This is a genomic window from Ferrovum myxofaciens (assembly GCF_000735045.1).
GTDB classification, from domain to species: domain Bacteria; phylum Pseudomonadota; class Gammaproteobacteria; order Burkholderiales; family Ferrovaceae; genus Ferrovum; species Ferrovum myxofaciens.
Genome location: NZ_JPOQ01000067.1, coordinates 1 through 21,650, shown reverse-complemented (window position 1 = coordinate 21,650; position 21,650 = coordinate 1). Strand labels below are relative to the sequence as shown.

Annotated in this window: 16 protein-coding genes; 14 read left to right on the top strand and 2 right to left on the bottom strand. The window is 51.2% G+C overall.

Annotated elements, in window-relative coordinates; translation table 11 throughout:
* Positions 1–290 precede the first annotated feature (290 nt).
* Both IV91_RS0108685 and IV91_RS0108680 read right to left on the bottom strand, forming a co-directional pair.
* A complete protein-coding gene (locus tag IV91_RS0108685) occupies positions 291–707 on the bottom strand; it encodes a ribonuclease HI (RefSeq protein WP_031597660.1) in 417 nt (138 codons plus the stop codon).
* A gap of 5 nt (positions 708–712) precedes the next feature.
* Positions 713–1,069 carry a superinfection immunity protein gene (locus IV91_RS0108680; RefSeq protein ID WP_200874356.1) on the bottom strand — a complete coding sequence of 119 codons (357 nt, stop codon included), beginning with the start codon at positions 1,067–1,069 and terminating at the stop codon, positions 713–715.
* Between the two features lie 173 nt (positions 1,070–1,242).
* Here IV91_RS0108680 and IV91_RS15800 point away from each other — a divergent pair, with 173 nt between their 5' ends.
* The 14 genes from IV91_RS15800 (at position 1,243) to IV91_RS0108610 (ending at position 21,483) form a co-directional block, all read left to right on the top strand.
* On the top strand, positions 1,243–1,839 hold the full coding sequence (locus IV91_RS15800; RefSeq protein WP_200874355.1) for a helix-turn-helix domain-containing protein: 597 nt from the start codon (positions 1,243–1,245) through the stop codon (positions 1,837–1,839).
* 19 nt (positions 1,840–1,858) lie between these two features.
* Positions 1,859–2,506 carry a Panacea domain-containing protein gene (locus IV91_RS15795; RefSeq protein ID WP_051862399.1) on the top strand — a complete coding sequence of 216 codons (648 nt, stop codon included), beginning with the start codon at positions 1,859–1,861 and terminating at the stop codon, positions 2,504–2,506.
* 235 nt (positions 2,507–2,741) lie between these two features.
* A complete protein-coding gene (locus IV91_RS0108665; RefSeq protein WP_031597654.1) occupies positions 2,742–4,604 on the top strand; it encodes a type I restriction-modification system subunit M in 1,863 nt (620 codons plus the stop codon).
* A gap of 175 nt (positions 4,605–4,779) precedes the next feature.
* On the top strand, positions 4,780–5,694 hold the full coding sequence (locus IV91_RS0108660; protein WP_031597652.1) for an Abi family protein: 915 nt from the start codon (positions 4,780–4,782) through the stop codon (positions 5,692–5,694).
* Complete coding sequence (locus tag IV91_RS0108655; protein WP_031597650.1) at positions 5,691–6,962, top strand: restriction endonuclease subunit S; 1,272 nt, start codon at positions 5,691–5,693, stop codon at positions 6,960–6,962. The genes IV91_RS0108660 and IV91_RS0108655 overlap by 4 nt, the downstream gene beginning before the upstream one ends.
* Positions 6,959–7,651: a hypothetical protein gene (locus IV91_RS0108650; RefSeq protein ID WP_031597649.1), complete on the top strand. Its 693-nt coding sequence runs from the start codon at positions 6,959–6,961 to the stop codon at positions 7,649–7,651. The genes IV91_RS0108655 and IV91_RS0108650 overlap by 4 nt, the downstream gene beginning before the upstream one ends.
* 5 nt (positions 7,652–7,656) lie before the next feature.
* Entirely contained in the window at positions 7,657–10,839 is a 3,183-nt protein-coding gene (locus tag IV91_RS0108645) for a type I restriction endonuclease subunit R (protein ID WP_031597647.1), read from the top strand.
* Positions 10,840–11,346: 507 nt separating this feature from the next.
* Positions 11,347–11,646: an H-NS histone family protein gene (locus tag IV91_RS0108640; protein ID WP_160171553.1), complete on the top strand. Its 300-nt coding sequence runs from the start codon at positions 11,347–11,349 to the stop codon at positions 11,644–11,646.
* Between the two features lie 590 nt (positions 11,647–12,236).
* Positions 12,237–13,817, top strand: a complete 1,581-nt coding sequence (locus tag IV91_RS0108635; protein ID WP_084190012.1) for a DNA cytosine methyltransferase — start codon at positions 12,237–12,239, stop codon at positions 13,815–13,817.
* Between the two features lie 15 nt (positions 13,818–13,832).
* A complete protein-coding gene (locus IV91_RS0108630) occupies positions 13,833–15,293 on the top strand; it encodes an ATP-binding protein (protein ID WP_031597644.1) in 1,461 nt (486 codons plus the stop codon).
* A gap of 9 nt (positions 15,294–15,302) precedes the next feature.
* On the top strand, positions 15,303–18,005 hold the full coding sequence (locus IV91_RS0108625) for a Z1 domain-containing protein (protein WP_031597643.1): 2,703 nt from the start codon (positions 15,303–15,305) through the stop codon (positions 18,003–18,005).
* Positions 17,989–18,987, top strand: a complete 999-nt coding sequence (locus IV91_RS0108620; RefSeq protein ID WP_051862397.1) for a PD-(D/E)XK motif protein — start codon at positions 17,989–17,991, stop codon at positions 18,985–18,987. Before IV91_RS0108625 ends, IV91_RS0108620 begins: the two co-directional genes overlap by 17 nt.
* A complete protein-coding gene (locus IV91_RS0108615) occupies positions 18,984–21,065 on the top strand; it encodes an AIPR family protein (RefSeq protein ID WP_031597638.1) in 2,082 nt (693 codons plus the stop codon). Before IV91_RS0108620 ends, IV91_RS0108615 begins: the two co-directional genes overlap by 4 nt.
* Positions 21,058–21,483, top strand: a complete 426-nt coding sequence (locus tag IV91_RS0108610) for a very short patch repair endonuclease (RefSeq protein ID WP_031597636.1) — start codon at positions 21,058–21,060, stop codon at positions 21,481–21,483. Before IV91_RS0108615 ends, IV91_RS0108610 begins: the two co-directional genes overlap by 8 nt.
* Positions 21,484–21,650 lie beyond the last annotated feature (167 nt).

The following is a 21,650-nucleotide window of genomic DNA, read 5'->3' as shown; positions in this document are numbered from 1 at the left end:
TAAAATGTATACGTCCGTCAGGTGACTTGATGTAATGGACGCCTTCGGCAAACTCGCCGCGAGCTATTTTAGACCGCAATGCGTCCTCAGTATAGCCGGATTCGAACGCCAATTTTTGCAATGTAATTTTTGGAAGACTCATTTTACATTTCCAAGCATTAAAAACAATTGTGATTTATTTTTCTCGAAGGTTTCGCAATGAACATCAATCAGGCCACGCTCAATCGCGTCTTGAATTATCAAAGAGATTTCGGCTTTCGAGACTTCTATCGTTTGATCGTTTTGCATTATCAGCGCCCGGCAACCTTGCGAGCGATAAGATCCGCCTCAAGGTTATGCTCGTTTTCCGCATGACCTTTGATCCATTCAAGGCGAATAACCTTGTCACCAACCGCATTCAAAAACTCATTCCAGAGTTCCGGTGCCTGATCGTAATATCTCTTGCCGTACACGGTCACGACGAACAGGCTGTCCGTGTAGAAAGTGACGATGGAGCGGGGCGGGGTGAGCCTAACCGCGCCGATCAGGGCATGTAGTTCCGCCCGGAACGGGTCGATGTTGCCAAACAACTTTCCTCCGGCACGCCCAACATCGATCCCGTCCACGACGAACACAACCCCCCAGTCACTTTCCCCTGTGTTGGGGTTGTGAGAACCATCCGTGTAAGCATCAATCGGACGGTTATTGGGGAAAGTGATTTGCGTCATGCCTGTCACTCGCCTTTGAGTCTGTCAAAATCAACAACCTGAACAATGGTGATATTTTGCGGTTGGACGGTTTCGCCAAAAGCGATGACCAGGGAAACAATCCATCCGATGACCGTCCACCCAAACAAAAAATTGATAGTGAAAACAAGCCCCGTCCTGTGGCTTCGAACCATGGCCAGGCTGGTGGGGAAAAGGTAGAACAGAGTGAAAACAGACAGAAGAATAGCGATCACCCCGCGCAACCCGGCAGAAACCACTGCAAACGTGGCTTTTTCAAAATTTATACTTGTCATGTTCTGGTGGCCACGTCTGATTTCTCTTTGTGTTTTGTAATTAACAATTGCGACTACATATAACGTCACATGAACACTTTAACACGACAGACAGACTCATGCAAACATAAAGCAGCAACAAGTTGACGAAAACAATAGAGGCATGAATAGAACCACCGGAAAGAGAAGGAATCCGCGATCACAAACAAAAAATAGCACAACCGTTACTTGCAGGTATTGATAAGAAATGGTACGATGCAGAAATGGATAATGGAAAGTCTTTATTGCCGGGCTTAGTCCCGATGAGCGAAAGCGACCTCAAAGAAGCCGAGGGCACGAGTTCGGAACTGAACGAAAGGTCGAGTGCGGCTATCGCTCGCCAAAAGAAACGCGGTCTTGACAACAAGCCGGATCATGCGGAGTTGCGTCATATCCGCGAAACCTTGGGATATTCTCAGGCGGTCATGGCCCACCGGCTTGGGATCGGGGTCCCAACGTATTCCAGTTATGAATACGGACGGACCGGAAAAGTCCCAGAGCAAATCATGACCATTGCCCGAGAAGAACTTGTCCTCGAAGAAAGACAAGTCAATACACTGCGTACAAAGTACAAAGCCGACATGAGTAGCATCGTTCGCCGGTGGGCTGTAATGGCCGGTGTTGATCCTGACAACAACCAGGAACTCGCGGCCCTGTGCGGTGTATCCATTCCAACCATTTCCCGGTGGCGCAACAATCAGATCAAGCCGGAACTGGATGCGTTGGTGCGGTACGAGCAGAATGTAACCGACCGGATCGCTATCCGCAAAAAGATCGAAGAAAAAATGAAGGAAGAGTTGCTGGCAAAAGCCGGGAGATAAACATCCATCCAAGAACTTTATGAGAAACAGGATAGCAGCAAATCCAGCAGCGTTTCCGTTCGATGCGAAAAAGGCAGCGGAGGTGGCAGCGTTTTTCCTTCTGAAAGCGCGTGAGAGGGACGCGAGCATCACCGTGCTGAAACTCATGAAGTTGATGTACTTGGCGGAAAGAAAGTCTTATCAGCAGTACGGCACCCCAATAGTGGGTGACGATCTGCTCTCCATGGCACACGGCCCCGTATTGTCCAACACGCTGAACCTCATCAACTCGGCACCAGAAGAACGGCAAGGCGGTGATCACTGGGATGCACTTATTGCTGAACGTGATAGCGGGAAATATATGTGCCTGCAACCAGATGCAAGAATAAATGATGCAAGAATAAATAGTACCGATGATCTCTTGCAACTCAGTGATGCCGACGTGGAAATTCTGGAACTGGTGTGGGATGAGTTCGGAAATTTTTCTGCACACAAACTCAGAGACTATACCCACGATCACGCCAATTGCCCAGAATGGGAAGACCAAAACGGCTCAAGCATACCTATTTCTATGAGCGTTATGCTGGAGAGCATGGGTTACTCTCCTGATGCCATCCAGGCGATTTGCAGCAACCTTCAGCAAATGGCCTCAACCAGCGCAATACTGAAGCCGCAAGTCGTATTCTGATATTAGAGTCCCTTGATTTTAGGGTATCCGGGCCATGCCGATGGCAAACCATCTTTAACATCGTGCATTGGGGAGGGCGAAAGCATCTCCCCTTTTGTTTGTAACAAAACCCAGGTTGTTATTTTGTCGTTTGTTACTATCTGCAACTTAAACAAAATAAAAATTACCGGAATGGAGTGTTGGCAATGACCGATGAAGTTGTGTTGTTCGATGACAAATACAGATCGCCCGCCCCATGAACCAACAAGCCCTATCCAGTCTGATTTGGTCTGTTGCTGATTTACTGCGCGGCGATTTCAAACCCCATGAGTACGGGCACGTCATTCTTCCCTTTACGGTATTGCGTCGCTTGGACTGTGTTCTAGCACCAACCAAAGCCAAAGCCTTGGTCCAGCACCAGGAAAAAAAGGGATTAGGGATTGCCTACGAGCCATTCGTACAGCGTGCAGCAGGGCAAACCTTCTTCAATGTCTCCGATATGGATCTGCCAAAGATTCTCGGTGACCAGGATCATTTACGCGATAACCTGTTGAGTTACATCCAGGGTTTTTCTGATGATGTGCGCGACATCTTTAGTTGCTTTGACTTTCCTGTTACCCTTGATCGACTGCACAAGGCAAACTTGCTGTATCTGGTGACCGAAAAGTTCACCAAAAACCTTGATCTGCACCCAGAATCGATTGATAACTATCAGATGGGACTGGTGTTTGAAGAATTGCTTCGTAAGTTCTCTGAAATGTCCAACGAAACGGCGGGTGAACACTACACGCCGCGAGAAGTGATCCGCCTGATGGTGGAATTGCTGTTCATTGAAGATGATGAAGCATTATCCAAACCCGGAATTGTCCGCACGATCTATGATCCAACGGCGGGGACGGGGGGCATGCTCTCGGTGGCCGAAGAACACCTGCATATTCTCAATCAGGATGCCAGGCTCTCTGTGTTCGGTCAGGAACTCAATGACGAGTCCTATGCTATTTGCAAGGCCGACATGCTCATCAAGGGTCAAGATGCAGGAAACATCATCGCGGGTAACACGCTTTCGGATGATGGGCATCCGGGAAAGAAATTCGATTACATGCTTTCCAATCCCCCCTTTGGCGTTGAGTGGAAAAAGGTTGAGAAGGAAGTTCGGGCAGAACATGAAGGCCGAGGCATGAGTGGCCGATTCGGGCCTGGTCTGCCCCGCGTTTCTGACGGCTCACTGCTATTTCTCATGCACCTTTTATTCAAGATGCGTCCTGCAAAAGAAGGCGGTAGTCGCATTGGTATCGTGCTTAATGGTTCGCCATTGTTCACAGGTGGAGCCGGATCAGGGGAATCCGAGATTCGTCGCCATCTGTTGGAGAACGATCTGGTTGAGGCCATTGTGGGCTTGCCGACTGATATGTTTTTCAACACAGGAATTTCCACCTATGTCTGGATCATTACGAACCGCAAGGCTGAAGATCGGCAAGGCAAGGTGCAGTTGATTGATGCTTCAGGCATGTTCCAGAAGATGCGTAAAAGCCTTGGGTCAAAGCGCAAGGAATTGGGCGACCAACATATCAAAGACATCACTCGATTGCTTGGCGGCTTTCTGGAGGCCCGACAAGCCATTGTAATTGACAAGGATGGCAAGGAGATTGCCCGCACGGTACTGTTCGACGATGTGCCCATACCCCAGGCACCTGAAGGCGGTCGCGTCAAGCACATACCAGTTGCAAAAATCCTTCACAACGAGGAGTTCGGCTACCGCACAATCACGGTTGAGCGCCCGTTACGGGATGATAAAGGCAATGCGGTGTTAAGCACCAAAGGCAAGAACAAGGGTAAGGTGCAAGCGGATTCGGCTTTGCGCGACACCGAGAATGTGCCGCTATCCGAGAATGTGGAAACCTACTTCAACCGCGAAGTGCAACCCCATGTTTCTGACGCATGGATCGATACGGACAAGTGCGACAAGAAAGACGGTCGGCCAGGTATCGTGGGTTACGAGATCCCCTTCAACCGGCACTTCTATGTTTTTGAGCCGCCTAGAGAACTGGCTGAGATCGATGCTGAACTGAAACTAGTGACCGACCGCATCAAAGCCATGATCGAGGGGTTGAGTGCATGACCGACAGCCATTTCGCCGAGGTTGAAAAACTTATTTCCACCGCACGCCAACGCGCCGTGCAGAGCGTCAATACGATTGACAAAAGCCAGCCCTGCGATTACTATATTTCCAACAATACCCGCCACGCCTCTCTACGATGCGCACCAGGCGGGTTACTTTTTTGTGGGGTCTGTCCATGACTTTCCACAAGCCGCCCCTCTCCGTTGCAAATCAGATCATGCTCCTCTCCCGTCGGGGCATGGCAATCCCCGACCAGGACCTGGCAACGCACTACCTGACCCACATCAACTACTATCGGTTGCGTGCCTACTGGCTGCCTTTCGAAACCACCTTACCGGGCGGTGAGCATCAATTCCGTACCGGCACGACATTTTCAGATGTCATTGGGATCTATCAGTTTGACCGCGCTTTGCGCCTGCTTCTGTTGGATGCCATCGAGCGCATCGAGATTTCTCTGCGTTCGCGCTGGGCAAATCACCTTTCTCTCAACTATGGCGCATTTGCCCACCACGAAGGGCCGGTTTTCCAGAAACAGGATACATGGCAACGCTGCTGCGATGAGCTAGACAAGGAGTTCCAGCGCAGCCATGAGACATTCGCCAAGCACTATCAGGAAAACTACAACCACCTGAAATCACCACCAATATGGGTGTCATGTGAACTGATGTCCATCGGACACCTTTCCAGATGGATACATAACCTTCGCAAGCCGCATGACCGGCAGGCCATCGCCGATTCCTATGGCCTCGATGAAAAAGTGTTGGTGTCCTTCCTGCATCATCTGACTATCGTGCGTAACCATTGCGCCCATCATGGGCGCATCTGGAATCGTCGGCTCACTGTCAAAATGAGGCTGCCCAGCAAGAAACCAGCAAAGCTTTCCAGCGTATTCAATCGAGATGAGGATGCGCATGGTCGTTTGTATAACACGCTTGCCATGCTGGCCTACCTGCTGCGAATCATCAGTCCAGAATCGCACTGGCGGAACAAATTGATCGAACTGCTCGATACCTGCCCGCAGGCATTGGACGGAGTAATGGGTTTTCCGGTGGGCTGGAGAATGTCGCCCTTGTGGGAGGAAGCATTATGAGTTTTTCGCGGTATCCGAAATACAAGGATTCCGGGGTGGAGTGGCTGGGGGAGGTGCCGGAGAGTTGGGAGCGTCGAAAGATTGCACATGCCTTTGAGCGCGTTGGTAGCGGAACAACACCACCTACGGGTCAGGATGAGTGGTATTCAGATGGTGACATTCCGTGGATCACCACGGGTGAACTTCGTGAAACTGTTATCACTGAAACTTCAAAATATGTGACTGCTAAAGCCCTTGAAGAATTCTCAACACTTCGCGTATATCCGGCTGGCTCACTTGCAATAGCTATGTATGGGGCTACTATCGGAAGGCTTGGAATTCTAGGAGTTTCAGCAACAACCAATCAGGCATGCTGCGTTCTATCTGGTGAAATATCACTGAGTATTCGCTTTACCTATTTTTGGTTGTTAGCGTTCAAACAGCAGATTATCGATCTGTACGCAGCAGGTGGCGGACAACCCAATATCAATCAAGAAGTAATTGCCAACTTTAGAGTTCCAGCACCGACCATTGGCGATCAAGTCACCATTACAGTCTTCCTCGACCGCGAAACCGCCAAGATGGACGCGCTGGTGGCAGAACAAGAAAAACTTATCGCCATTCTCAAGGAAAAGCGCCAAGCGGTGATCTCCCACGCTGTCACCAAGGGCCTTGACCCCTCTGTGCCGATGAAGGATTCCGGGGTGGAGTGGATTGGGGAGGTGCCGGAGCATTGGGTGGTTCGGCGCTTGAAGCATTGCCTGACCTTGATAACAACAAAAGCGACCAAAAGAGAAACCCCTGTAGCCTTAGAAAATATCGAGGGTTGGTCTGGGAGATTCATCAATACGGAATCTGATTTCGAGGGCGATGGCGTTGGTTTCTCTGCTGGCGACATTCTCTTCGGGAAGCTACGCCCATACCTCGCAAAGGTCTATCTCGCAGAATTTGATGGCGAAGCAGTTGGCGATTTTCACGTTTTGCGTCCGGCCAATTCCATGGTTGGCCGCTTTGTTCAATATCAAATCTTGAGCCGCGATTTTATTGAAATCGCCGATAGTTCAACTTTTGGAGCAAAAATGCCAAGGGTTGGCTGGGATTTTTTGGGGAACATGATGTTTCTGGCCTCACCGCTCTCCGAACAAACCGCCATCGCCACCTTCCTAGACCGCGAAACCGTCAAAATAAACAGCCTCACCGCTGAAGCCGAAAGAGGTATTGTTCTGCTCAAAGAACGCCGTAGCGCGTTAATTTCCGCTGCTGTCACTGGCAAAATCAAGGTCGCATGAAAAAGACAATTGAGCAACTTGCTGGGGTTTTGCGAGAGAAACGATTTAGTATCAATCAAGCCTTGTTTTTGTTTGCAATACCAGTTGCTTTAATTAGCTATTTTCAATTTAAGAAAAACGAATCATTTATTACTGAAAATATTCTGCTTCTCCCGAAAAAACTAAAATCTCCAATTCATATTCGTAGCAATTCTGGTTCAAATAATGTTGCGTCGCTTGACGAATACAACAGACTTGTTTTATCGATTCCATTGCCAACGCGAAATGACAGATTCAGAGAATGTTTCGGCATAGCGCGAGGCATGCTGATCGTTGCGTGGTTAGAAATCTCTTCAGAACAAGTGGTGACCGCCGGAGTAGAGATGGCAAATTTCTCCGCATTTGCAGCCCTTGATGCCGCACTGGAAGAGCATCGCAACTACAAAAACATAGTCGGATTCAAGAAGAGGCTTGAGAAGATAACGGAAAGGAATGACTCAAATATTATTGAGAATCTTGCTTCAGCGTCTGGATACACAAAGGATGAACTTAAAAGCTCTGTGCTGGCCAGCCTTGCAGCGACAAGAAATGTCACTGCACACTGCAAAGAGCAAAGTCCAGAAAAATCATCCAGAGTACGATCTGCGGAGATTGATTTTCGTCCATTGCATCTTGTTTCAGCAATACTAACCGAACTTGACCGAGCATAAACAGTATGGCCATCCACACCGAAGCCCGTTTTGAATCCGAGATATGCGCCGATATGGCCGCTACAGGCTGGCTCTACACGCCACCCACTGCGTCCGATGTCAGTCCGGATGCAAAACTCTATGACCGCATGCACGCGCTGATTCCCGATGATCTGCAAGCCTGGCTTGAAGCCAGTCAACCAGACACATGGAACAAGATCACCAAAACGCATGGAGCCAAGGCACTCACCGAGGTCATGGCCCGTTTACGCAAAACGCTGGATGATCACGGCGCTCTCCACGTCCTTCACAACGGGTTCGAGATGCTGGGCCTGCGTCGCCCCGTCGAGGTGGCCCAATTTCGCCCTGCCTTGGCGATGAACCCTGATCTACAGGCGCGGTACGCAGCCAACCGCCTGCGCGTTGTGCGCCAAGTGAGGTATTCCCTTCACAATGAGAACTGTATTGATCTGGTGTTGTTCCTCAATGGCCTTCCCGTGGCCACCGTCGAGATCAAGACCGACTATACCCAGGCTGTTGAAGATGCCGAATATCAGTACAAACAGGATCGTAATCCGAAGGTGTCTGGAAAAAACGCCGTCGAACCTTTGCTGAGTTTTCCAGGGGGCGCTCTGGTTCACTTTGCCGTGAGTAATTCCGAGGTTCGCATGACGACTGTGCTTAAAGGCATGGACACCCGATTCATCCCCTTTAATCAGGGAAGTAATGGGGCGGGTGAATCTGGTGGTGCGGGTAATCCACCCAACCCAATGGGTTATGCCACCGACTATCTGTGGAAGCAGGTCTGGGAGAAGGACTCATGGCTGGAGATTCTTGGGCGTTACGTTGTGCCAGAACGCAATGAAAAGAAACGGCTGGTTCGGGTTGTCTTCCCCAGGTATCACCAACTCGACAGCACACGCAAGATTACTCAGGCGGTTCTGGCCAACGGACCCGGCGAAAAATACCTGATTCAGCACTCGGCGGGTTCCGGTAAGACCCACTCGATTGCATGGACAGCCAATTTTCTGGCGGATTTGCACGACGCGAACAACAAGAAGGTGTTTGACAGCGTGATCGTCGTATCAGATCGCACTGTGCTGGATGACCAGTTGCAGGATGCTCTCACCGCACACGAGCGCACAAAAGGGGTCGTGGCCTATATCAAGGGTGAAGCCGGGAGTAAGAGCAAGGAACTCACCGCTGCCCTCGGCGGGGACAAGAAAATCATTGCCTGCACCCTGCAAACCTTCCCAGCACTGTTCAAGAAGTCCCGCGAACTGGCTGATACCCAAGGCAAGCGTTTTGCCGTGATCGCTGACGAGGCCCATTCATCGCAGACCAACGAAACGGCTTCTACGCTCAAGTTCATCCTGTCTGATTGCACCGCCGCAGAACTCGTTGAGATCGAGGAGATCAGTGGTGAGGACGTGATCAACGAGCAACTTGCCACCAACATGCAAACCAAGGCTGCCGGAAAAGAATCGGGCATTACCTTCGTTGCTTTCACCGCCACACCAAAGGAGCGCACGATTCAACTGTTCGGTACGCGCCCAGATCCTACACGGTTACCCGATAGCGACAACATCCCGCGTCCTTTTCACGTCTATTCCATGCGCCAGGCCATTGAAGAAAAGTTTATTCTCGATGTGCTGCAAAATTACACCAGTTACAAAACAGCCTTCCAGTTGGCACATGCCGGCAAGATCAAGAATCAGGTGGTGGATGAAAGTGCTGCCAAGTCCGGAATTATGGGCTGGGTGGACCTGCACGGTTTCAATATCGCCAAGCACGTAGAAATCGTGATAGAGCATTTTCGTAACCATGTCGAGTCGCTTCTAGGGGGGCAGGCAAAAGCAATGGTTGTTACGGCAAGCCGCCTGGAAGCGGTGCGTTGGCAGCGTGCCGTGCAAAAATATATCCAAGGCAAAGGCTACAAGATCAACACATTGGTTGCCTTCTCCGGCGAGGTTGTTGACCTTGATGTTGAATCCATTTCCGTTACCGAAACGAGTAAGTCGCTCAACCCCATGTTGGGCGGGAAAAGTATCCGTGAAGCCTTCTCTGGAAAGAATGGACAACGTGGGGATTACGCTCTCTTACTGGTGGCCAACAAGTTTCAAACCGGGTTCGACGAGCCATTGCTGTGCGGAATGTATGTCCACAAACGGCTAGACGGCATCGCGGCGGTGCAGACGCTATCTCGGCTGAATCGAGCCTACCCTGGCAAGGATACAACTTATGTGGTCGATTTTCGCAATGATCCACAGGACATTCTGAGTGCCTTCAAGCAGTATTACGAAACGGCGGAACTGGCTGATGTCACTGATCCGCACATCATCTATGAATTACGCGCCAAACTCGACGCCTTGATGTACTACACCGAGGATGAAGTGGATGCGGTAGCGCGTCTTCGTGTTCTGGGTGGAAAGCAGTCCGAACTCGATGCTGTGCTGGTGCCCTTGGTTAACCGGCTTCTGACCAAATTTCACAAAGCCAAAGAGATTTTCAAGGCAGAAATCGAATCAAGCAGTGAGGTGGCTAAATCCGCGAAGGACACGATGGATGCTCTGCTGTTGTTCAAAGCAGACATTACTACCTATGTCCGTCTTTATGGTTTTCTGTGTCAGATTTTCAATTACGGGAATACCGACATTGAAAAGCGCTCAATCTTTTTTAGGCTATTGGGACGACTGCTTACTTTTGACCGGGAAATGGACACGGTGGATCTGTCCGAACTGGCCCTTACGCATCACACCATCAAGGAACTTGGGAAGCAAAAACTGATTCTGGGATCAGGTGACCCCTTGGAGCCGACGCAAGGGGCGGGCAGTGGTCAGGTGCAGGATAAGCATAAAGAAGTGCTGGAGGCCATTCTTCGCAAGGTCAATGAACTGTTTGTAGGCGAGATCAGCGAGAATGACAAACTTGTTTATGTCAACGATGTCATCAAAGGCAAGTTACTGGACTGCGAGATTCTGGTCCGGCAAGCGGTGAACAACACTAAAGAGCAATTTGCAAATTCTCCGGACCTTGACCAACAGATCATGAATGCGGTCATGGATGCACTGGCATCCTTTTCATCAATGAGCGAGCAGGCGTTGAACTCGGCCAAAATCCGGCTTGAACTAAAAGAAATTCTGCTGGGCCCCGCCGGGCTTTATGAAACACTCAAAATCAAGGGCAAAAGCCAGCAAAATTCGCCATAACAAATAAAATTCGAACAGTTTTCATTTGTATCGCAAATAAGTTTTGTAACAAAATCCAGGTTGTTTTCTCTGTTATTTGTTAATAATCCGCAACCGTGCGGATTAACGAAAGAATATATTATGACTTTGTGCAATAACTCGTATCACTTGCTGAGTAAAGTCGGCACAAGTCGGCGGTTTGAGGTATATCCGGGGATGGAGAATTGTTCCACCACCCAAGGGCAGGAAGTTCTTGGGTAACCCATAGTGGTTGTCTGAATGAGAGTTTAGCCGAAGGTTGATTTTGGAAAATCCCGGAAATATTGTAATTGTCCCAGTAGTTCCTAGCTGGTTAGGTGGTGAATTAATTTATAGCAAAATGGTGATAAAGGCGATTATTGTGATTTATTGAAATTCATCAATAAAACTTGATTTTGCATTTTGTTTCAATTTTGTTTTATGATTTGGTATACTGATCGAATCGGGTATTTTAAAATGTACCTTGTTTCAATTAACAAGAGGAATGTGATGATGGCAACTTATGAAGAATTGATGGCTCAGTCAGAGGAATTGAAACAGCAGGCCGAAGCTGTGCGACAGCAGGAAAAGTTGGGTGTGATTGCAGAGATTCGCGAGAAAGTGGTGCGCTATGGCATCACAGCCAAGGAGTTGGGACTGGCGGGAACACGCGCCGTGGCTCGCTCTGCTGGATCCGGTATTCGTTATCGGGGACCTAATGGGGAAATCTGGAATGGCAAGGGACGTCGTCCTGATTGGCTTAAACAGGCCACCAGCGCAGGGCGTAATAAGTCCGATTTTGCGATTTGATTGCCCATCGCCCATTGCTTGAAAAGATCCGCAGGGCAAGGCGGAGGTTTGCTTTAGTCTTGTCCTTGGATTGATCGTCCGGATTTTTCAGGAAATTTATTTTTTCGGCAATCTTGAGTTGACGGTGGCGATGGGCAGCAAGTTGTCAGGAACTGCCGGTGGTCACTGGGCTGGCAACGGCAGGATAGAACCTGTTGCTGTCCCACGTTCACCCAGTTATGCTGTCATTTGAACGGCTGCTGTACTTCGAAACCGGTCGGAAGGCCAATTCACACTGCTCGGCCGAAACCGCCGTTGACCGCCCGCTAAGCCAACGACGGCTAACGACCCATTGCCGTCATTCCCCGCAGGAGGCATCGAGTGTAGGCATCATTGCGTTGAGCGGACGCTCGCCCTGAAACACGGGTTCTGTAGTTCGGCCATTACAGACAATTGATATCGAGACGTTATACGGCAGCATTGGCGCACATTTCAGACAATTAGGCTATGATGTGTCTACTGAAGCGGGGGGCGATTCACATGGCAATTGAGTATATACTTCATCATTCAGTCATTGTTTATCCAATTTTCTTTCGGCCATAGATTTTGGAATGAAAAGATTCACATTTATCGACCTTTTTTGTGGTTGCGGCGGCTTCAGTCTCGGGCTGGAGAAGGCTGGATTGTCAGGACTTGCCGCCATCGACTTCAACAAAGAAGCCGTCGAAGTCTTCCAGAAGAACCTGTCACAGATACCGCATATCTTGGAGGCAGACCTCACGAAATTCACGCCCAAGCAACTAGCCGAAAAAATAAGCGCAGACACGGTGGATGTGATCGTGGGCGGGCCGCCGTGCCAAGGATTCAGCACGGTGCGGCAGGTGGATGGGGCCAACCACGGCATCCGCATTGTTGAAGACAAGCGCCGCCATCTTTACCAAGAGTTTCTGAAGTATGTCGTATTCTTCAGGCCGAAGGTCTTCGTGATGGAGAATGTGCTGGGCATACGCTCGGCATCCGGCGGCGAATACTTCACCCGCGTCCAGAAGGAAGCCCGCGCCATCGGCTATCGCGTTCATGCACAGGTCGAAGACTGCGTTGAGCTTGGCCTACCGCAAAAACGGCGGCGTCAGCTTTTCATTGGAACCCGAAGTGACCTGCCGGACTACTTCCGTCCGGAAATCAAACCCGCCCCCCGTGCCTGTGAGCATCCCACGCTGTGGCAGGCTATTGGCGACCTACCCCCTATCCAAGCTGGTGAAGGGGTGGAGGTTAGTGAATACGACATGGAGCGGAGAAAAAAACATACTCCCCAACCTAAGCGCAGCTATCTCTATGATGTGCTGGAAGTTGCCAAGGCAGATAAACTCACTGCCCACCGCGCAAGACCGCACAACGCACGCGACCTGCGGGACTTTGCCCGCTTGAAGGAAGGTGAGAACTCCAAAGAGGCGATGGAACGCGGCATCGAATTTGAGTTTCCCTATGACAAAGAAAATTTCAAGGATCGCTACACGCGCCAGCACCGCAATGAACCTTGCTCCACCATCGTTGCCCATTTGAGCAAGGATGGACTGATGTTCATTCATCCGACGCAGAACCGCTCTTTCACTCCCCGAGAAGCAGCCCGTATCCAGAGTTTTCCGGACTGGTTCGAGTTTCCCGTAGCCCGCACGCACCAGTTCCGCGTCATCGGCAATGCAGTTCCGCCGCTGGTTGGCGAAGCCATTGGTCATGCGGTCAAGTCTTACTTGGAAGCTACCATGAAAAGCAAAAAGCAAATCAAAGTTCCCGTAGAAGTTTCACTGCCCAAGAACGATGATCAGGCGCTTGAATGGCTGTTGCCGCTTGTTCATGCCGCCGATAGTAAGTCACTCAGAAAAGTGAAGGCAGATGAGTTCAAGCGCGGCTGGTTTTCCGTCGGCTTCCTCTATCCAGGGCTGCACCCAGACAGTGCTCTCGACCACGGCAAACAAATCTCCAACGAACTCATCAATCACGCCGAAGTGCGAAAGATTGAGCCTCGCTTGATCGCCCCTTTCTATGTGGAAAGCGGCTGGCCGGTCGCTCTGACTCCTGTGGCAAAGGAGGCATGGCGGCGATATGAAGCCAGTGAATTGAGGGACGACGAATTTTATTGTAGTAATGCGGTGATGGCGGGGATGCGTCACCGGAATCCCATGCTTTCTTGATGGAGGGGCAGGGGGATGCAAACCAAGGAAGTTGCACCACGCGCGTCTGTCCTCATCGAGAGCATGAGGGACATTGGCTACTCCCTCGAAACTGCACTGGCCGACATCGTGGACAACTCCATTACGGCGGGTTCGTCCAACATCAGACTTTTTGCTTCGACCGACCGCGCATCACCGCAGATCGCCATCCTTGATGATGGACAGGGGATGGATTCGGATGAAATTCTTGACGCCATGCGGATGGGAAGCCGAAGTCCGTTGGAGGAACGGGCACAGACGGACTTGGGGCGATTCGGCCTCGGCTTGAAAACGGCATCCTTTTCCCAATGCCGCCGCCTGACCTTGGTCAGCAGAAAGAACGGATGTGAAAGTGCCGCAATCTGGGATTTCGAGCGTGTAGCTGAAACTGATGAGTGGCTGGTTGAAATTCCAGACAAACCGGAAGCCATACCTTGGGCGGACAGGCTGGGTGAAAGCGGAACGCTTGTCCTCTGGGAAAACCTTGATCGTGTTGTGCAGGATGGCTCCAGCGATGCCATCGCGCATTTTACAAAGCGTGTGGATGAGGCCCGCTCGCATCTTGAGCTTGTGTTCCATCGCTTTCTCACTGCCGAGTCGGGACACCGCAAGGTACAGATGTTTCTGAACGAGCGTCCGCTTGAATCGTTCGATCCCTTTCATTCCCGTCATCCTGCGACAGACATGGGGCCAGTCGAATGTATCAAGGTTGGAGCGCATGAGGTCACGGTTCAGACATTCACACTGCCGCATCCTAAAAAGGTCACGCCGGATGAATGGGAGCGATACGCTGGGCCAGCTGGTTATGTGAAGAACCAAGGGTTCTATGTCTATCGGCAGAGGCGACTCATCATCCACGGTACTTGGTTTGGACTGGCAAGGCAAACTGAACTGACCAAGCTCGCCCGTGTGCGAATTGATATGCCGAATGGCTTGGATGCCGATTGGAAGATTGATGTAAAGAAGGCGTCAGCCCAGCCGCCCTATCAGGTCAGAGACCGGTTGCGCCGCATCATCGAAACGCTGGGAGCGAACTCCAAGCGGGTGTTTACAAGGAAGGGGCAAAAGCTCCTGTCCGACAATCGGCTTCCGGTCTGGGACCGCATCCAAAACAATGGCGAGATCACATATCGCATCAACCCGAACTATCCGATGGTTGCGGAGTTCGCTTCGCGTCTGTCGGAGGGAGTGAGTGCGGATTTTCTCCGTGTGCTGGAGGTGGCAGGCTCTTCGCTGCCAATGGACGCACTTTTCGCCGACCTTGGTAGTTCGCCCAACAAGGTAGTCGGCAATACGACTTCTGATGAATCACTTCATTCTGCGTTGCAGGCGGCGGTGAAGCAGCTGAAAGACGGGAAAGTTAGCTTGGTCGAGATCAAAGAGATGCTCCAATTTGTCGAGCCATTTCGTTCCAACTGGGAGCGCACGGAGCCATTTTTGGAACAGCTGACAGAATGAGGGCGATGTATGACTGATAACTCCAAAAATCTGGAAGAGCTTGAGGTTGCCGTCGAGGCCATGTTGGCGCATAAGCAGAGTCCCACTCCAGAACGCATCAGGGAATGGATAGCCAAGTATCGGCTGATTCACCAAGTAAGTGACGCCGATGCCGAGATGCTGGCACGTCGCTTTGAGACCAGACATGGTGTGACGATGAACATTGGCTCCGTGCTGACGGAGAAGGGATATGAGCCTTGGCTGGACAATGCACGCGCCAACATCGTTCCTTACTACTGGGGGCGCTACAAAAAGCTCCTTGGTAAAAAACACTTCTCCACCCAAGTGGTTGCCACTCTCGACGATGTGACTGACCGTATTCTTGGTTTGATGGAGAACCCAGAAAAGCCAGGGCCGTGGAACCGGCGTGGCATGGTGGTCGGTCATGTACAGTCCGGCAAAACGGCAAATTACACCGGTCTCATCTGCAAGGCTGCTGATGCCGGATACCGCCTCATCGTCATCATCGCGGGTATTCACAACAATCTGCGAAATCAAACTCAGCTACGCATTGATGAGGGGTTTGTTGGCCGTGACAGCGCCCGGCTGCTCTCACGCAAAGAGGATTCGTTCGTCGGCGTCGGCACATTCGACCAGACACGTCGACCGGTGACTTTTACAAACTCACTCAAAGACTTCAGCAAGGCGATGGCAACGGGAGTCGGCATCCCCCTTCAGACGCTGAAGGAGCCAGCGGTATTTGTCATCAAGAAAAATTCGAGCACCTTAAAGAATCTGCTCGAATGGCTTGCAGAACACAACGCCAAGCGTGGCGGGAAAACGATTGATGCGCCCATGCTGCTCATTGATGATGAGGCTGACAATGCTTCGATCAATGTCAGTCACGGCAAGGGGGAAGTTTCTAAAATCAACGGACAGATTCGCAGTCTGCTCGGAATGTTCGAGCGAGCCTGTTATGTGGGCTATACGGCGACGCCATTTGCCAATATCTTCATTGATCCTGACTCCGACCACGAAATGTTCGGGCAGGATTTGTTTCCAAAGAACTTCATTGTCAGCCTTGATCCGCCCACCAACTACTTTGGAGCCAACCGTGTTTTCCTGCAAGACAGCGAACAGATCGTCCGGCACATTGAGGACAACGAGGATGTTCTACCGCTGAAACATAAAAAGGATATATTAATCAGTATGCTGCCAAACAGCCTGATGGATGCGGTTCGGACATTTGTGGTTGCCAAGGCAATACGCTTGGTGCGCGGCCATGTCGGGCAGCACTGCTCAATGCTGGTCAATACATCCCGATTTACCGATGTGCAAAGCCAACTCAGGAATGAATTACACAACAGGCTGGAGTCCATCAAATCGAGTGTCCGGGTGAATGGAGTACTTGATCTCGCTGGTGCGTTGAGGGATTCCGAGATCAAGGCGCTCCATGACATTTGGGAGCGGGAGTATTCGCACATCGAAGGGCTTGACTGGCATGACATCCAGCAAAAACTTCATGATGCCGTTGCGCCAATCAAAGTAGTTGAGGTGAACAGGAAGGCTTCAGGAACGCTTAACTATGCAGATCATGAAAATAATGGGCTGAATGTCATCGCAGTCGGCGGTTATTCACTGTCGCGCGGTCTGACCTTGGAAGGGCTGATGGTCAGCTATTTTCTGCGTAACTCGATGATGTATGACACGCTCATGCAAATGGGGCGTTGGTTCGGCTATCGCCCCGAATATGACGACCTTTGCCGTGTCTGGATGCCGGAAGAAGCCGAAGGCTGGTATGCACATGTGGCCGAGGCCATAGAGGAGCTTCGAGAAGAACTGCGAAGGATGGAGGCTACCGGGGCCACGCCGGAGGATTTTGGTCTAAGGGTCAGAAGCCATCCTACTGCGCTCATCGTCACCGCCCGCAACAAGATGGGTTCGGGTGAGAAGGTGGTCGTGAAAATCGGTTTGGGGAACAACTTTGTCGAAACGGCGATTCTCAAACGTGAAGCGGCGAGCCTCGACTCGAACAGGGCGGCGGTACGGCGGCTTGCAGAAAGGCTGGCCGCTGCCGGAAAACCGCCCGTCAATTCTGTGAAGGTTTCCGGCGGCATGCTCCTCGGTGGTGCGCCAGTCAAGCCGGTTCTCGACTTCCTGTCAGAGTTCCAGAATCACCCCGGTTCCATGCTCACCGATCCTGGGCCGGTGAGACAGTATATTGAGGAAAGGTCCGACACCGAGCTTGCCGATTGGGACATACTCTTTGCAAGTGTCGACACATTTCACAAGGACAGTCGAAGGTGGACGGATTCATCACTTGAGATCGACATCAACTGCCAATTTCGGTCGGCAGGAACAAAAAGTGATTCAACAACGCTTCGTGTGACCAACAAGCAGCGTGTATCTTCTAGGGGCATCGAAAAAACTGGTCTTACACAGAAAGAAGTTGAAACGGCAGAGCAACGCTACCGCGCCACGGAAGTCTTGGACCCTAATAAGCCCATCAATTACCCGGATCGCGTTTATCGTGCCGAGCGCAAGCACCCCCTTCTTGTAATCCATCTGTTGGACATAAGCCCGGAGACCAAACCAATAGTTGCATGGAGCATCAGCTTCCCCAAGACTGGCTTTGAGGAGAAGCGCGTGGAATACGTCGTAAACACGACATGGCTCCGCGAAAACTTTCCCGATGATGATGAAGAGGAGATGAGCGGTGACAGCGCCGAATGATCCCTGGAAAGACCTGACACCGCCATCTGCTGCCTCTGCGATCAATGCCAGACGGGTGGATGAAAACAATCCCTGGGGATTTTTCTGGGCGCGTGCGATGGATGGAAAATGTCTTCTTGTGCTACAACACAAGACTGAATCATCTCCGGCAAAGAAGCTGCCATCTCTCAAGGGTGTCGAGGTTGCCGTCACTGAGGGCTATAGTCAGCACAACCTGATGCTGGTGTTCCGCCTGCTGGATTCGCGGCAGCGGGACATCTTCCATCAGCTTTGCATTGACATTGTTGCAGCGGGTGCTCCCGCTTGCACCGAATCGGAGGCCGTCGCACTGGCTGTTGCCAGGACATGGCGGTGGCATCACCTGCTGAGAGGTGGCACGGGCGGGCGACTTTCCGAAGATGAGCAGAAGGGGTTGATCGGGGAGCTTCTCGTTCTGGAACGGCATCTGCTTCCCTGCTTGTCCCCTGCTGATTGCCTGGCGGCATGGCGCGGCCCACTTGGTGCGCCGAAGGACTTTGAGGTTGGTCGCATTTGCATTGAGGCCAAAGCCCGGCGAGGGGCTGCAACACCCTTCGTTCTAATCACTTCCGAACACCAGCTTGATGGCGAGGGCTGCGATTTTCTGTTTTTGCATGTCGCGGATTTGAGTCACGCCCCTGAAGGGGCAGATCAAACATTCACCGTGAGCGATGCGGCTCGTCGTGTGCACGACCGGTTGTCCTTGGACAACGCAGCGGCAGACAAATACGAGTCTCTTTTGGCTGCGGCCGGTTTCCGTTGGGAAGATGACTATTCGGATTTCAAATGGATGGAAGGCCCCTGCCGCATATACGGCGTCTCTGATGGCTTTCCACGTGTGACGGCCAACGAAATAGCAACCGGCGTTTCCAATGTCCGATATTCGGTTTCACTCATTGAGTGCGAGCGGTTTGTCGTTGAGGCAAGGACAATGAATGAGGCCATAACTGGGTACGCACCATGACGGATAAGTTGCTGGAATTTCATCAGGAATTTTTTCAGGATGTGCTTGGCGCAGCAGATGCTGATGGCAGCTACGCAGAGGACTCTTTTTTTGACTTGTTCTGCACGCAACTGACGGAAGCCGGTGAGTTGGAAACCGCTGATCGTGCACAATACATCTCAAATCGGGGTGTGCGGGTGGATGGCTACGGTGGGGACCCAACAGACAGCGACGGTGTGCTGAGCCTCATCATCGCGGACTTCAACCAGTCGCCCGAAACCGCAACTCTGACGAGCACCGACATGGAGGCGATATTCAGGCGGTTGTCCAATTTCCTCGACAAGGCACTTGATGAAGGTTTTCGGAATGGCCTCGAAGAAACGCTGCCGGCGTTCGGCCTCGCTGATATGATTTCAAAACGCTGGGAGAGTGTAACCAAAGTGCGGCTGTTCCTCATCAGCAACCGGATACTCAGTTCCCGTGTTGATGGAAAGGATATGGGTGAATGTCAAGGAATACCAGTCGCTTACAGTGTATGGGATCTCGGCCGCCTTCAACGGTTCATCGCTTCTGGGCATGGCCGCGAGGACATAGAGATTGATTTGGAAAATGATTTCGGTGGCTCTCTTGCAGCACTGCCGGCACATTTGAAGGACGCGGGATATGAAGCCTATCTTGTGGCTGTTCCAGGAACGCAGCTTGCAGCGATCTACGACCGTTGGGGCGCGAGACTGCTTGAGCAAAATGTGCGCGTTTTTTTACAGGCTCGTGGGGGCGTAAACAAAGGCATCAGGAACACCATCGAAAACAATCCGGAGATGTTCTTTGCGTACAACAACGGCGTTACAGCCACCGCCGAAGCTGTGACGACACGGGGTTCCGGGAGCACGCTGCTGTTGACCGGCTTCAAGAACCTGCAAATCGTGAATGGCGGTCAGACCACCGCTTCCATTCACGCGGCGAGTAGGAAAAAGGACCATGACCTTTCTCGCGTGTTCGTGCAGATGAAGCTGTCCATTGTTGATCACGATAAGGCAATGGAGGTCGTTCCCAAGATTTCTGAATATGCGAACAGCCAGAATAAGGTTAACGCAGCAGATTTTTTCGCAAACCACCCGTTTCATATTCGCATGGAGGAGTTTTCACGGCGAGTCTTCGCTCCGTCGCTTGACGGGACATTTCGTCAATCCAAGTGGTTTTATGAACGCGCACGAGGTCAGTATCAAGACGAACGAGGTCGTCGTACTGTGGCCGAGCGTAGGAAATTTGACTTAGAGTTTCCGAAGAAGCAACTATTTTCCAAAACTGATTTGGCAAAATTTCTTGTACTCTGGCGCTGCCGTCCGGACATAGTGAGCAAAGGGGCGCAGAAGAACTTTGCATACTTCGCAGGTGAAATCAGCCGCGAGTGGGAGAAGCATTCTGATGCTTTCAACGAAAGTTTTTACAAGCACACAATTGCAAAGGCCATCGTGTTTAGAGAAGTTGAAAAGCTGGTCACAGAACAGCCTTGGTATCAGGGTGGATACAGGGCAAATGTCGTCGCTTATGCAATATCAAAACTGGCTCACGATGTGGAGCAATTAGGGCGGGCAGTCAATTTTGAGATCATTTGGCGGGTTCAGAAGCCTTCTACTGTGATAAGTGATGTGCTTACAATCATTGCCAAGGCAGTGCATGACGTAATTGTGAATCCCCCGGCAGGTATCAGCAACGTGACAGAATGGGCAAAACAACAAGCTTGCTGGAGCCGTGTAGCCGAGTTGAAAATCGCTCTCCCGCAGGAACTGAAAGATGAGCTTGCCACGAAGGATGAGCAACGCGAGATCGAGCGTTCCGCCATCAGAGATCAAAAGATGCTCAACGGCATTGAATCAGAGGTGATGGTTGTCAATGCGGGTGGAGCGTTTTGGCGCAGCGTCAAGGAATGGGGCATTGGACAGCAGCTTCTGAGTTCAAAGGATGATGGCATATTGAAGGTGGCGGCATCCATTCCCAAAAAGATACCAAGTGAAAAACAGTGCATCGCCGCGGTTGAGATTTTGAGGCGACTCCAATCCGAAGGCTGCCAGCTTGCCATTAAAACACCTGATGACTGATGTTTTTACCAAAGCAAAGCGTTCCGAAGTCATGTCTCGGATTCGCGGCAGCGGCAACAAAGGGACGGAGCTTGCGCTCGCAAAACTTTTTCGCAAGCATGGAGTCACCGGCTGGCGGCGGAATCAGCCCTTGTTTGGCAAGCCGGATTTCACTTTCCGTCGTCAACGAATTATTGTTTTTGTGGATGGCTGTTTCTGGCATGGCTGTCCGAAGCATTGCAGCATGCCAGCCAACAATCGAGGGTTCTGGGAAAATAAACTGACTGCCAATAAAGAGCGTGACCGGCTTGTGACGCAAACCCTTCGCAAGCAGGGATGGCGTGTCATCCGCGTGTGGGAGCACGACCTTGCCGTGAATGACGCCCTCACATTAAAACTGGGCAGAATTTTTGAGACCCTAAAAACAACTGAAAAATAGAGGGTGTCCGGAATTTTGTGTAAGCCGGTCATTAGCTTTTACCGTGCTTATCGGGTTGCCACACACACCGGAGCACCTATCCCACAAAGGGGTGGAATTACGCTCTTTGAACGCAGAAAACACCAGAGTTTCCGCCATTTACGGCGAATGTACCCCGCTTGATGGTC

Bases quoted from the DNA above. Each gene is read 5' to 3' on its own strand.
- IV91_RS0108645 (WP_031597647.1), top strand. From the start codon at position 7,657: ATGGCCATCCACACCGAAGCCCGTTTTGAATCCGAGATATGCGCCGAT.
- IV91_RS0108635 (WP_084190012.1), top strand. From the start codon at position 12,237: ATGAAAAGATTCACATTTATCGACCTTTTTTGTGGTTGCGGCGGCTTC.
- IV91_RS0108625 (WP_031597643.1), top strand. From the start codon at position 15,303: ATGACTGATAACTCCAAAAATCTGGAAGAGCTTGAGGTTGCCGTCGAG.
- IV91_RS0108610 (WP_031597636.1), top strand. From the start codon at position 21,058: ATGACTGATGTTTTTACCAAAGCAAAGCGTTCCGAAGTCATGTCTCGG.
- IV91_RS0108660 (WP_031597652.1), top strand. From the start codon at position 4,780: ATGACTTTCCACAAGCCGCCCCTCTCCGTTGCAAATCAGATCATGCTC.
- IV91_RS0108685 (WP_031597660.1), bottom strand. From the start codon at position 707: ATGACGCAAATCACTTTCCCCAATAACCGTCCGATTGATGCTTACACG.
- IV91_RS15795 (WP_051862399.1), top strand. From the start codon at position 1,859: ATGAGAAACAGGATAGCAGCAAATCCAGCAGCGTTTCCGTTCGATGCG.
- IV91_RS15800 (WP_200874355.1), top strand. From the start codon at position 1,243: ATGGATAATGGAAAGTCTTTATTGCCGGGCTTAGTCCCGATGAGCGAA.
- IV91_RS0108650 (WP_031597649.1), top strand. From the start codon at position 6,959: ATGAAAAAGACAATTGAGCAACTTGCTGGGGTTTTGCGAGAGAAACGA.
- IV91_RS0108665 (WP_031597654.1), top strand. From the start codon at position 2,742: ATGAACCAACAAGCCCTATCCAGTCTGATTTGGTCTGTTGCTGATTTA.
- IV91_RS0108615 (WP_031597638.1), top strand. From the start codon at position 18,984: ATGACGGATAAGTTGCTGGAATTTCATCAGGAATTTTTTCAGGATGTG.
- IV91_RS0108630 (WP_031597644.1), top strand. From the start codon at position 13,833: ATGCAAACCAAGGAAGTTGCACCACGCGCGTCTGTCCTCATCGAGAGC.
- IV91_RS0108640 (WP_160171553.1), top strand. From the start codon at position 11,347: ATGATGGCAACTTATGAAGAATTGATGGCTCAGTCAGAGGAATTGAAA.
- IV91_RS0108655 (WP_031597650.1), top strand. From the start codon at position 5,691: ATGAGTTTTTCGCGGTATCCGAAATACAAGGATTCCGGGGTGGAGTGG.